Annotated in this window: 11 protein-coding genes; all 11 read left to right on the top strand. The window is 38.9% G+C overall.

The window, feature by feature from the left end; all coding sequences use genetic code 11:
- Positions 1 to 5 precede the first annotated feature (5 nt).
- A complete protein-coding gene (locus QZ289_RS04510) occupies positions 6 to 881 on the top strand; it encodes a CDP-archaeol synthase (RefSeq protein WP_295699680.1) in 876 nt (291 codons plus the stop codon).
- Positions 882 to 890: 9 nt separating this feature from the next.
- Entirely contained in the window at positions 891 to 2,006 is a 1,116-nt protein-coding gene (dxr, locus tag QZ289_RS04505; protein ID WP_295699678.1) for a 1-deoxy-D-xylulose-5-phosphate reductoisomerase, read from the top strand.
- A 184-nt stretch (positions 2,007 to 2,190) separates the two neighbouring features.
- Positions 2,191 to 2,835 carry an outer membrane beta-barrel protein gene (locus QZ289_RS04500; RefSeq protein WP_295699677.1) on the top strand — a complete coding sequence of 215 codons (645 nt, stop codon included), beginning with the start codon at positions 2,191 to 2,193 and terminating at the stop codon, positions 2,833 to 2,835.
- A 151-nt stretch (positions 2,836 to 2,986) separates the two neighbouring features.
- Positions 2,987 to 4,489: a threonine synthase gene (gene thrC, locus QZ289_RS04495; RefSeq protein ID WP_295699675.1), complete on the top strand. Its 1,503-nt coding sequence runs from the start codon at positions 2,987 to 2,989 to the stop codon at positions 4,487 to 4,489.
- A gap of 50 nt (positions 4,490 to 4,539) precedes the next feature.
- Positions 4,540 to 5,037, top strand: a complete 498-nt coding sequence (purE, locus tag QZ289_RS04490; protein WP_295699672.1) for a 5-(carboxyamino)imidazole ribonucleotide mutase — start codon at positions 4,540 to 4,542, stop codon at positions 5,035 to 5,037.
- The gene (locus tag QZ289_RS04485) at positions 5,037 to 5,522 is read left to right on the top strand and encodes a DUF3972 domain-containing protein (protein WP_295699670.1); all 486 of its coding nucleotides are present in this window, start codon (positions 5,037 to 5,039) and stop codon (positions 5,520 to 5,522) included. Before purE ends, QZ289_RS04485 begins: the two co-directional genes overlap by 1 nt.
- On the top strand, positions 5,519 to 6,451 hold the full coding sequence (locus QZ289_RS04480; protein WP_295699669.1) for a DUF89 domain-containing protein: 933 nt from the start codon (positions 5,519 to 5,521) through the stop codon (positions 6,449 to 6,451). The genes QZ289_RS04485 and QZ289_RS04480 overlap by 4 nt, the downstream gene beginning before the upstream one ends.
- A gap of 1 nt (position 6,452) precedes the next feature.
- A complete protein-coding gene (gene glyQ, locus QZ289_RS04475; RefSeq protein ID WP_295699667.1) occupies positions 6,453 to 7,349 on the top strand; it encodes a glycine--tRNA ligase subunit alpha in 897 nt (298 codons plus the stop codon).
- Complete coding sequence (locus QZ289_RS04470) at positions 7,349 to 9,403, top strand: M99 family carboxypeptidase catalytic domain-containing protein (protein WP_295699665.1); 2,055 nt, start codon at positions 7,349 to 7,351, stop codon at positions 9,401 to 9,403. Before glyQ ends, QZ289_RS04470 begins: the two co-directional genes overlap by 1 nt.
- 9 nt (positions 9,404 to 9,412) lie before the next feature.
- Complete coding sequence (locus QZ289_RS04465; RefSeq protein ID WP_295699663.1) at positions 9,413 to 10,096, top strand: metallophosphoesterase; 684 nt, start codon at positions 9,413 to 9,415, stop codon at positions 10,094 to 10,096.
- Between the two features lie 396 nt (positions 10,097 to 10,492).
- Positions 10,493 to 12,580, top strand: coding sequence for a methyl-accepting chemotaxis protein (locus tag QZ289_RS04460; protein WP_295699662.1), 2,088 nt, complete (start codon positions 10,493 to 10,495; stop codon positions 12,578 to 12,580).
- The last annotated feature ends 62 nt before the right edge of the window (positions 12,581 to 12,642 follow it).

The raw sequence follows: 12,642 nt of genomic DNA, 5'->3' as shown, positions 1-12,642 counted from the left end.
AATGTATGAATGACAATACACAGCAATCCCCCAATACCCCTAAAGACAACGTATCACTATACGCTCGCCTTAAAGAGAAAGCAAAAATAAGGTTTCTTTCTGATAAGGCACGATTTCTTACTGCTATTGCCTTAATTATTTTACTTGTGCTTGTCTTAAGCATTGATTCACCCCTGCTTACTTGCATTGTGCTTGCATTTCTTTGTGTCATTGCGATGCAAGAGGCTCTTTCTCTCTACAAACTAGAATCTGCTTTACATTATTATATCGCCACTATTTTGGCTTGGCTATGTGCGTATTTTAATGACCGCGTTATAGAATCTGCTCTTTTTGTACTCATTCTCTATGCGTCTTATCTTGCTTATAGCAAAAAAATCACGCTTAAAACCTTACTTCCTTTCATCTACCCACTTCTGCCATTTCTAAGTATTTACGCACTCTATAAAGACGCTGGGGGAGCTGGTGTATGGGTTATTGTATGGTTAATTGTAATTGTAGCATTTACCGATACAGGAGCGTATTTTGGCGGCAAAGCCTTCGGTAAAACGCCCTTTTGCCCTACTTCCCCTAAAAAAACCCTTGAAGGCGTGATTTGCGGGGTTATCTTTGGTGTGGTTTTTGGCTCAATTGTAGGCATTGGTACTTGTGGGAACTTTTTATATTCGCTTGGTATTACCTTTGTTGTAGCTCTTAGTGCTGTTTTTGGAGATTTATTTGAAAGCTACTTAAAACGTGAAGCAGGAGTAAAAGATAGCGGCTCATTATTACCCGGGCACGGTGGTGTGCTAGATAGACTTGATGCCATACTCTTTGGTGCGGTGGTAATGCACTTTTTGCTTTTTTTCCTACCCGGCTATAATAACATCACTATTATGCTTTAAAGTCTCTTTATGATTCTTCTTGGCAGCACCGGTAGTATTGGCACAAATGCCCTTGAGATCGCTGCAGCTTTTTCTATCCGCATAGAATCTTTATGTGCGGGTAGGAATATCTCTCTCTTAAATCAACAAATTGCACAATATAATCCTAAAAATGTATGTATCGCCCATAAAGCAGATTCTATTCGTCTTATCAAAGGAGATTATCGCTTATTTTATGGAGCAGAGGGGATTTTAGAAATGATAGAATCCTCCCAATCTACTCTTGTCCTCAATGCCCTTGTGGGATTTGCAGGGCTTGCCCCTAGCTTCAAAACCTTACAATGTGGTAAAAAACTCGCTCTAGCCAATAAGGAATCACTCGTAAATGCTGGTTGGCTTTTGCAAAAAGAGCAGATTACGCCCATTGATAGCGAACATTTTGGATTATGGTATCTCACACAAAATCGCCCTATAAATGAACTCTATATTACCGCAAGTGGTGGGGCTTTTCGAGACTATCCATTAGATAAAATTGCTTGCGCCTCACCACAAGAAGCCCTCAAACACCCTAATTGGCAAATGGGACAGAAAATCACCATAGATTCAGCCACTATGGCAAATAAACTTTTTGAGATTCTCGAAGCACGTTGGCTCTTTAATACACAGCATATAGACGCCTTTATAGAATCTAGCTCTAGTATCCACGCCCTTGTCGAACACCCCGATGGCAGTATTACTGCCCATATTAGCAACCCAGATATGAAGCTCCCTATTGCCTATGCACTTAATCCCATTCTAGCCTCACAGCACAGATATATCAAGCCACTTTCTCTTACCTCTTTAAATCTATGCCTTAAGCCTATTGACCCTCATCGCTATCCCTTGTGGAATCTCAAAGATGAAATACTACAAACCCCTCAAAAAGGCATAGTGCTTAATGCAAGCAATGAAGTAGCAGTGCAATATTTTTTGGCTAATAGCATACCTTTTGGAGCTATAAGCACACTTATAGCAGCAATAATGGAGCAATTTGCAGATTTTAACTTTAACTCACTCAACGATTTAAATTCAATCACTGCTCTTGATAGACAAGTGCGCATAAATAGCCAAGAATGGCTCAAACAACAGAACTATACCCTCTCTTAATTATCATAACTTATAAATATACACTTTGAGGATTCTTACTCTCATTGGTGTATATGCAACCTTTTGTATCAATACTAAAACATTTTGCGTAAAAATAAAGGATTCGTTTTTTTTTTTTTGAATCTCACTCTATAATGATATGTCCCTCTCATAAACACATATTCAAGGACAAAAAGGAGTATTTATGAAAAAAATTTTAATCTCAAGTGTATTGAGTGCAAGTCTTTTGTGTGTAGCAAATGCACAAAGTAGTGGTTTATTTGTTGGTGTAAATGCAGGAGTGCCTATTACTACACCGGATTATAAAGGTTCTTTAGCAGCAACAAAGGATTTTTTTCCTACAACTGGTATAGGCTGGGCAGTAGGGGTTGATGTCGGCTACAAACAAGCTTTGAGCCAAAATTATGGGCTTAAATGGTATCTTAGCTATAACTATAATCAAAGTAAAGGTTCTAAAGATAGTGAGGCAATAGGTAAAAGTGAAGCTGATATTAATCAGCACTTAATTACAGCAAATGTGGATTACTACTTTAATTTCACTCCTGCTTTTGGTGCATATCTCGGTATTGGTGTAGGCTATCAACAATATAATCCTACATGGAAAATGGGTGGAGCCACTATTCCTACTGAAGGAGCTAAGGGTGGACTTGCTGTGCCTGTAAACGTAGGGCTTACATATAATTTCAATGATAAAAACCAGATTCTGCTTGGAGCAAAGATTCCATTAGTAGCTTATGATTATGAAACTAACAATCCTCAAACCCAAACTAAAGGAACAGCTACACTTCGCACCTATATCGTGCAAATTGGATACAACCTTACTTTCTAAGATTCTATTAAGTTCTCTCTCTTTAAAAGAATCTTCTGCTAGAGAATCTTGTATTCTCTAGCCCACTTCTTAATTTCTTTTAATCGTGTTATTAATTGGGTATGGTAGAATACTTACAAATTTGTGTAACAATCTACTCGCAAGGAATACTATGAATATCCGCACTTTCATCTCTACAAGAGATTCTAACCCCGCTCTTGCAAAAAGCTTCAAAGACGCTATTCTCAATCCCTCCGCACCACAGGGAGGGCTCTACACTTTTGATACTCTGCCCAAACTTAGCACACAAGATATTATCTCCTTGAGTAATTTAAGCTATGAAGGGCTTTGTATCAAACTTTTTAAGATTCTTAACTTAGGACTTGATGAAGCACTTTTAAAAGATGTATTGCGATGCTACAAAAGCTTTGATAATCCAAATAATCCCGCCCCATTACACAAGTTTAGCGATAATCTCTTTATGCTTAATCTCTACTCTGGTCCTACTCGCGCATTTAAAGATATGGCATTGCAACCTTTTGGAGCATTACTTTCACATTTTGCCGCACAAAAAAAACAAACTTATTTGATTCTTGCTGCTACAAGCGGTGATACCGGACCTGCCACGCTAGAAAGCTTTGCGAATAAGCCTTATATTAAGGTTATTTGTCTCTATCCTGATGGCGGCACAAGTGATATACAAAGATTGCAAATGACTACTCAAAATGCCTCAAACTGCAAGGTAATAGGCATTAAGGGTAACTTTGATGACGCACAAAGCGCACTTAAAAACCTCCTTAACGATAAAGATTTTATCACAAATCTCCACGCACAAGGCATTTACCTCTCTGCAGCAAATTCTGTCAATATAGGCCGCATTGTTTTTCAAATCATTTATCATTTTTGGGCGTATTTTAGTCTCCTTAAAAATGCTCAAATCACCTTTGGGGAAAAAATTTCAATTGTCGTGCCAAGCGGGAATTTTGGCAATATTTTAGGAGCGTTTTTTGCTAAAAAAATGGGCTTACCCTTGCAAAAGCTCGTTGTAGCTTCAAATGTAAATAATATCTTAAGCGATTTTATCCATAGCGGTGTATATGATGTCTCTTCACGCGTTTTATTGAGGTCAAAATCCCCCGCGATGGATATTCTTAAAAGCTCAAATGTTGAAAGGGTGCTTTATGCGCTTTTTGGAGCTAAGCGCACACGGCAATTAATGGAATCTTTGCAAACAAAAGGCGCATATAGCCTTAACCAAGATGAATTAGCCCTCCTACAAGATGATTTTAGCGCATTATATTGCGATGATACTCAATGCCTACAAAGTATGACAGAAGTCATAAAAAAGGGGTTTGTGCTTGACCCACATAGTGCGATTGCCTACTATGGAGCAAAAAAACTGCAAAAAGAAAATATTATAGATAAAAGCGTTTTCCTTGCCACAGCAGAATGGAGCAAATTCGCCCCGAGCGTTTGGGAAGCCCTGCAAGAAGCCTATAGCCTGCAAGATGTTTATAGTGATGAAAAAAATGCGATTAAAGATATTTGTGAGCATACATCAGCCGTGCTTCCTCAAGCCATTAGCACACTTTTTAATAAACCTATCACACAAAAAGATGTAGTAGCGATTTCAGTCATTCGCTCTTGCATTATGCAATGGATTGAGCAAAGTTAGTTTAAAACAAATATGATAGAATTTCAAGCCTAAAAACCAAGGAGTAGAAAATGGATTTTATAAGCGTGATTATGGGGAGCAAAAGCGATTGGAACGTGATGAGTGAGTGCATAGAGGTATTGAAAAAGTTTGATGTCGCCTATGAGGTGATTATTAGCTCGGCTCATCGCTCACCAGAGCGCACAAAATCCTATATCAAAGACGCACAATCTCGTGGTGCGCAAGTATTCATCGGCGCAGCGGGTATGGCAGCACATCTTGCCGGGGCGATTGCCTCTCAAACGTGCAAACCCGTTATCGGTGTGCCTTTAAGTGGTGGTGCACTTGATGGGTTAGATGCCCTCCTTTCTACCGTGCAAATGCCTAGCTCTATGCCCGTAGCCACAGTGAGCATTGGCAAGGCTGGGGCGATTAATGCAGCGTATTTAGCAATGCAAATTTTAAGCCTTAAAAATGATGAACTCGCAGGAAAGCTCATAGAAGATCGCGTGATGAAGGCTAAAAAAGTAGAGCTAGATTCTGCAGAGATAGAGGTGAGGAGGGGCTAATGGAAGCTTCAAATACTTGGCTTGAGCTCGAAGAATTTGTAAAACTTTCAGGTTTAAGTGAAGAAAAAATCACTGAGCTCATTAATGAAGGCAGTCTCAAAAGCAAAACAGAGGAAGAAAAAACCTTTATAGACGCAACTTCAGGTGTGGGTGCATTAGTCAAAAAAGTAGAATCTAATCTTGTATCCGCAGATATGAATGGTAAAGAGCTAGACCCTGTATTTGTGGAAAAAACCATCTCTACCATTCTAGGCTTACACGATAAAGTCATTGCGGCAAAAGATGAAACCATCAGTGCGTTTAAAAACGAAAATACCTTTCTTAAAGACGCCCTTATCTCTATGCAGGAAGTCTATGATGATGATAAGAAGACGATGGAAACCTTGCGTGCAGAACTAGAACGCTCACGTGAGGAAATTGAATTTATGAAGCGCAAATATCGCCTTATGTGGGGTAAAGTCGCTAATATGACAGAACCAAAATGATAGCTCAAAATGCGTGTTTTACCTGTCTTCAAAGGCAAGTTAAACATCTCTGCCAACTGCTACATATCCCCGATAAGCACATCACACAAAATATACAGCATATTTTAGAATCTGCCAAAAATAAAGGATTGCTCCCACCTCAAATCGCCATTGATGTATATAAAACTCTTGCACGTGCTACAGGGCTTAGCGATCCCTTTTATCATATCAAGCAAGAGAGTATGACAAAAGCTCACCATATTGTGCAAAATTTACTTCACAAATACCCTCCACCACCACTTTTATTCGCTACTAATAGCCCAGATTCTAAACAAATAAAAGAGGATTCTGTATATAAACGGCTAGAATGGGCAGTCAAAATGGCAATTTTAGGTAATGTCATTGATTATGGCTCACAGCATAGCTTTGATTTTGATAATGCCAATTTTGGCTTTGAATCCATACATTTTGCTACCTTTTGCCTCCCTGCATTTATTGACAAACTCTCTGCTAAAACATTACTTTATATTGCTGATAATGCTGGAGAAAATATCTTTGATAAGGTGCTTATCGCCACATTAAAGGAGATATATCCGCATATAGAGATTTATTATGCCCTACGTGGTAAGCCTATCATCAATGATCTTACATTAGAGGATATGTCTCACCCTTTGGCTAAGGATATGCAGGAGTATTGCACTTTACTTGATTCTGGCGTGAGAAGCCCGGGATTTGTATATACGGACGCCTTACCTCAAGCCCAAGCTATCTATGATAGGGCTGATGTGATACTTGCTAAGGGTATGGGGAATTTTGAATGTTTAAATATGCACAAAGATGAACGATTATTTTTGCTTTTTAAGGTCAAATGCGATGTGGTGGCAGCATATTGTGGGGTGCAAAAGGGAGCAATGATGTTTATCCACAATACAAAAGTGCAAAAGGAGTGATATGCTAAGTTTTTCGAATATTTTACTAACCCTACAAGAATTTTGGAAAAATCAAGGCTGCCTTATCGTGCAGCCCTATGATATTCCCGCAGGAGCTGGGACATTCCACCCGGCTACTCTGCTTAGAAGCTTAGATTCTAAGTCTTGGAGTGTAGCTTATGTCGCCCCATCACGTCGCCCAACAGATGGGCGCTATGGAGAGAATCCTAATCGCCTAGGAAGTTATTATCAATTTCAAGTGCTTATCAAGCCAAGCCCAGATAATATACAAGAGATATATTTGCGTAGCCTTGAGGCATTGGGCTTAGACTTACGCGCTCACGATGTGCGTTTTGTAGAGGATAATTGGGAATCCCCCACACTTGGTGCTTGGGGACTTGGCTGGGAAGTGTGGCTTGATGGTATGGAGGTAACGCAATTTACATATTTTCAGCAAGTAGGCGGGATTCCTTGCCAACCCGTCGCGGTGGAAATTACCTATGGCGTGGAAAGATTAGCAATGTATATACAAGGAGTAGAAAATATCTTTGAAATTGCGTGGAATGACCCCACAAACACACACCCTATGTCGTATGCGGACGTACATTTACAAGGTGAATATGAATTTTCTACCTATCATTTTGATGTAGCAGATACCAAAATGCTTTTTGCGCTTTTTGAACAATATGCTAAAGAAGTGAAAAACTGTCTCCAAGCGAGAATCCCTCTTGTTGCGTATGATTATACAATGCTTACAAGCCATTGTTTTAATATCCTTGATGCGCGTAAGGCTATTTCTGTCGCCCAAAGGCAGGATTATATCTTGCAAATTCGTGAACTCGCTAAAGCGTGTGCGGTGCTGTATAAAGAAATGGAGGGAGAAAGAAATGCACGGATAGAGAAAAGCAAAGGCTTGTAATGCGGTTTTTTCTTATATTTATATCACTTATTGTTACATTTTGCACACTCAATGCTGAAAATCTCGTGCGTGATTTTGCACTTTATAAACTCAATGAAAACGATAAACGCGCACCAACCTTGCTTTTAATGGGCGGGATTCACGGGGATGAGCCCGGCGCGTATTATTCCACTGATATTTTTATGCGCCATTATAAGATTACCAAAGGCAGCGTTTGGGTCGTGCCTGTGGTGAATCCTCACGGTATGTTTGCCAATATGCGTGGCGTATATGGCGATATGAATCGCAAGTTTGCCGCACTTGCAACTAATGACCCAGATTATCAAAGTATCCAAAAGATTAAACAGCTTTTAGCAGAAAAAGATATTGATATATCCTTACATTTGCACGATGGGAGCGGATACTGGCGCCCTCAATATATAAGTAATCTTTTGAATCCTGCGCGTTGGGGAAATTGCTCTGTGATTGACCAGCCCGAGCTTAATGGGGCAAAATATGGCGATTTAGAATCCTTTGTCGCTCAAATGGTAGCAGATATTAATCTCCATATACTTAACCCCCTCCATCGCTACCACGTGCATAATACTCACACGAAAGCTAAAAATAATACAGAACAACTCAAAGCTTTAACATTTTTCTCTCTTTCACTTGGCAAACCAGCACTAACAAATGAAGCCAGCAAAGAGCTAGATATTCCCACACGTGTGTATTATCATCTCCTAGCTATTGAATCTTTGCTAGGACAGCTTGGTATAGGCTTTGAGAGGGATTTTGAGCTTAATGTCGCTTCAGTTAAAGAGCTTCTTTCCCCCGCACTCTTGCAGATAAAAATTGAAGAGCATATAACTCTACCTTTAGATTCTCTACGTCCATTTCTTACACATTTTCCATTGCCCAAAAACACCGCACCCAAGCACATTAAAACACAAAGTGATAGCCACCTACTAGGCTTAGTGCGCAATACACAGGGCAATATTGAGCTTAAATATGGCTCACGCACTATAAGCACATTGATTCCGCAATATCACACATTTGATGCATCACTTCAGCATATCCGCATAAAAATCGATGAGCAATGGCAATCTGTGCCGATAGGTTCAATTGTCTATGCCAAAGATTCTATCGAGTTTGAGCCGCTTGAGGATTACCGCATAAATGTAATAGGCTATGTCAAGCCTAATGACAACTCCCCTATGCCCGATGAAGTAGGCATTAGAATCTACAAAAAAGACTTTATTCCGCGATACAGCATTGATACACAAGCCCTTAGCTATCGCGCAGAAATATATCACAAAAAAGATATATTGAGTGGTATAGTAATTATCTCCTTTAAGAATCCTCCCAAACCTCAATCCTCGACCTATCAAGCCATAGCCTATACACCCGCACCTCTTAGAGAATCTAAAAACATAGACACAGCGCAAGCAGCCTCCTTGCCACCTACCAAACCCACACAAAAACACATAAAAGATAATAAAAAGCCACGACCAAAAAATACAGATGAGCCAAAGCTCTCTCCGCAGCCCACAGAGCTTCAAAAAATATGGGTTGCCTCACCTCGTGGTGTAAATGTCCGCACTAAGCCCACTACCCAAAGTCCTATTATTGCTAAACTCCCGCAAGGCACAACATTGCAAGTTTTAGAATCTCAAGGTAAATGGAGCAAGATTACCAATAATGCACATATCAAAGAGGGCTATATCATCTCTAGCGCCCTTACAGACAAAATAGAGACAAAAATAACAGATGCGGTGCCATTGCCTAAGTCACCAAGCCCAATAGACAAGAAGCCACTCGATTTAACAATAGACAAAAGCTCCTTAAAAAAAGCAGAATCTGGCAGCCCAAACAATGCTAAAATCATAGTGAATATAGCTCTTATCCGCACTAATCCCTCACGTAATGCACCTGTGATTGCTAAAGCTCCTTTGGGGCGGGAAATGCAAATACTCTCATTTGAAGGAGAGAATGATGAATGGGCGAAAATTCGCTATATTTTTGGGAGTCGCGAGATTAATGGCTATGTAGCAAAGCGACTTCTTAAGCCATTATGAAAGGTTTTTATGAAATGCCCCATTGACGAAAATATATTTTTGATTTCTGATAGTCATTTTGGGCATAAAGCCGTGCTAGAAAAAGAACCCTCACGACTTAAAAGTGCTAAGGTGTGTGGATATGATGATTTTTATACCTTTCACAAGGACTTATGGAATGCAGCCGTGGGGAAAAAGGATAGAATCTTGCATTTAGGGGATTTGTATTATCCCGGCGGTTTCTCTTATCTTAAAGAACTCAAAGGTAGAAAAATCCTTGTGGTAGGGAATAATGATGTCAAACGTTTTGAAAAGCTTAAAGAATTAAAAAAATGGAATGTGCAGCAGGGATTAAATCTGCATATCCCGCAGCGAGGGGAGATTCTCCAAAAGCTTTATGATGAATTTGGCAAAATATTCATCAAAGAGGATATTTATCTTAATGCTATCGTGCAGGATATTGGGAAAGAGCGGATTATGTTTTCACATTTTCCAGTGTTTAATCGCAAGGTAAATGACCGCTTTGCCAAGAGCCGTGATGTGCTTGATAGGCTTTTTATCCTAGCTGATTGCTCTCTTAATATCCACGGGCATATCCACTCACGCGATACGAATAATTCTTTTTGCTTTAATGTCAGTTGCGAACAATTGGGATTTAAGCCTAAACGTTTAAGTGAGATTCTCACCCTTTGGCGATATAAAATAAGTATCTAATATCTAGATTTTGACAAATAAAAGCCTCATACTTTGCTTAAAAAGCAGTGATATAGTCCTTGTTTATAAAATACATACACACAAACTTTTACAAAATCTCTTGAAAATGATGTAAGAATAAACAAAAAGTAATCACCATATCTAAGTTTCCTCCTCTCAATAAAAAACTTCATAAATCCATAAAGCGCATACTATTGTTCTTAATGAGCGGTATATTTGCGAATCTATCGTGCAATTTTATTCTTATGTAACCCACTTGTGAGTAAGCAAATTTGGAATCTTGTTTGCTGTTTTTTTGTTTTAGCAACCCATAGTTTGTTTCTGATATTTTGATTTGATTTTAATATAATAAAAAATATCATTAAAAAGGATTAGGATCGTTACAAAGGAGAATATATGCTAAAAAATGTAAGTATTGGCAATAAGATCAGCTTACTTTTGACACTGGTTTTGCTCATAGGAAATATATGGGCGATTTTCCTTGTTTCACATAATATTGAAAAGAGTATGGAAAAAGAAGCTCAAAAATTCCTACTCACTGTTGCGTCCAATGATTCGCAATCTGTCAAAGAGTATTTTCGTATCGCTGGAGGCGGGCTAGAAGCAGTGGCAAAGTCCATTAGCGCAAATTTAGAACATAATACCGCTGTGCTAAATGTAACTTTACGCAATTTGTTAAGCTATATAGCTGATTATGATCCAAGTATCATTGCTACTTACATCAAAGTAGAACATACCGCATATAGTCAAAAAGTAAAAGAAGGTATAGTATTTATTGACAATGAGCTAAATAGCGTTAATTCAGGGATTTATGAGGCTTCTAATGATGAAATACGAACCAAAGATGGCAAAAATATCATTGAAGCCTTTGCTCCTACACTACCTGTACAAGAGCATACAAAAAAAGCTATTATCTCTGCCCCTACTTCTATTTTATATCACAACCAAGAGTTAAAAGCCATTAGTATTGCCTTCCCTATATATCACAAAAATCAACGCATAGGGGTTGTGGGCGCACTTATCAATATGAATGAACTAAGCGAAAAGATTTTCCCCAAAGACAGCAATTTGGCTGAGCATTTTGTGCAATTGCTGATTGGAGAAGGCGGCTTACTCACGATGTATTATGATAAAGACAAAATAGGAGAGTCTCTTCTAAATGTGAGAAATACTGATGGCGCAAGAAAAGCTATTGAACTGCAAAAGTCTCAAAAAGCAGGAAGTGATATCGTAGAGATGACTTCAATAACCGGCAACAAGGGATTATGCGCCTTATATAACTTTGAAATTTGGGAGGGCATATATTGGACAATGTTTAATTTCATCTCCTATGATGAGCTTTATGCAGATCTAAGATCCACAGAGAAGAGTACAATTGTTATCTTGCTTATAGTTATGGTGCTTGTGAATCTCATCGTAGTAGGCTATGTCAAACTCTATGTGCAAAGAGATATTCATACTATTTATGAAGGCTTAAAACGATTTTTCGCATTCTTGAAACACGAGAGCAATGATGTAGAAACTATTGCCTTATACAAAGGTGATGAACTAGGCAGAATGGCAGCACGTATCAATGAAGCCGTTGCCAATATTAAAGAACATACCAAGGTAGATAATATCGCCATTGCTCAAGCGATAGAATCTGTGCATAAAGTTGAGCAAGGGGATTTGAGCATTCGCTTACAAGCTAAGGCAAATAATCCGCAGCTTATCAAACTCCAAGATATTCTTAATAGACTGCTTGATGTGCTGCAAAAGCGCATAGGAAGCGATATAAACCTCATTCATAATACTTTTGAACAATACAAAAACCTTGATTTTACAAGCTCTATTCCCAATGCAACAGGCAATGTGGAAGTTACAGCAAATATTTTAGGACAAGAGATTTCCCAAATGTTGCGTATCTCAAGTGATTTTGCACAAACATTAGCCCAAAGAGCAAAGGATCTTGATAAAGCTGTTTCTCATCTTACTCATGGCTCAACCACGCAAGCTACCTCATTAGAGCAGACAGCCTCCGCCCTAGAAGAGATTAGCTCTTCTATGCAAAATATGCGTGAGCGCACTACTGAAGTAGTCGCACAAGGTGATGATATTAAAAATATTATTGCTATCATTCGAGACATAGCCGATCAAGTCAATCTCTTAGCGCTTAATGCAAGTATAGAATCAGCACGTGCAGGAGAATACGGACGAGGCTTTGCAGTGGTAGCTGATGAGATAAGAAAGCTAGCTGAGCGCACACAAAGAAGTTTAGGCGAGATAGAGGCAAATACAAATTTACTTGTGCAATCTATCAATGATATGGCAGAATCTATTAATAAACAAGCAGGAGAGGTAGCACAAATCAATGAAGCAGTAGTGCAGCTAGAGGGTGTTACCCAGCAAAATGCTGATATTGCTCATCATACACAAGATATTTCCAAAGCCGTGGATTCTATCGCGCAGCAGATTTTAGAAGATGTCAATAAAAAGAAATTTTAGGATTAAATGCGCATTAATATTTAGACATTACAATCGCTCCTTGATTTCAAACATTTTTAAGG

Origin of the sequence: uncultured Helicobacter sp. (genome assembly GCF_910577135.1) — a bacterium.
GTDB lineage: Bacteria > Campylobacterota > Campylobacteria > Campylobacterales > Helicobacteraceae > Helicobacter_C > Helicobacter_C mastomyrinus.
The sequence above is the reverse complement of the archived record's forward strand: the minus strand, read 5'-3'. Positions and strand labels throughout refer to the sequence as shown.

Excerpts from the sequence above, each read along its gene's own strand:
- QZ289_RS04510 (WP_295699680.1), top strand. The coding sequence starts at position 6 with ATGAATGACAATACACAGCAATCCCCCAATACCCCTAAAGACAACGTA.
- dxr (WP_295699678.1), top strand. The coding sequence starts at position 891 with ATGATTCTTCTTGGCAGCACCGGTAGTATTGGCACAAATGCCCTTGAG.
- QZ289_RS04500 (WP_295699677.1), top strand. The coding sequence starts at position 2,191 with ATGAAAAAAATTTTAATCTCAAGTGTATTGAGTGCAAGTCTTTTGTGT.
- thrC (WP_295699675.1), top strand. The coding sequence starts at position 2,987 with ATGAATATCCGCACTTTCATCTCTACAAGAGATTCTAACCCCGCTCTT.
- purE (WP_295699672.1), top strand. The coding sequence starts at position 4,540 with ATGGATTTTATAAGCGTGATTATGGGGAGCAAAAGCGATTGGAACGTG.
- QZ289_RS04485 (WP_295699670.1), top strand. The coding sequence starts at position 5,037 with ATGGAAGCTTCAAATACTTGGCTTGAGCTCGAAGAATTTGTAAAACTT.
- QZ289_RS04480 (WP_295699669.1), top strand. The coding sequence starts at position 5,519 with ATGATAGCTCAAAATGCGTGTTTTACCTGTCTTCAAAGGCAAGTTAAA.
- glyQ (WP_295699667.1), top strand. The coding sequence starts at position 6,453 with ATGCTAAGTTTTTCGAATATTTTACTAACCCTACAAGAATTTTGGAAA.
- QZ289_RS04470 (WP_295699665.1), top strand. The coding sequence starts at position 7,349 with ATGCGGTTTTTTCTTATATTTATATCACTTATTGTTACATTTTGCACA.
- QZ289_RS04465 (WP_295699663.1), top strand. The coding sequence starts at position 9,413 with ATGAAATGCCCCATTGACGAAAATATATTTTTGATTTCTGATAGTCAT.
- QZ289_RS04460 (WP_295699662.1), top strand. The coding sequence starts at position 10,493 with ATGCTAAAAAATGTAAGTATTGGCAATAAGATCAGCTTACTTTTGACA.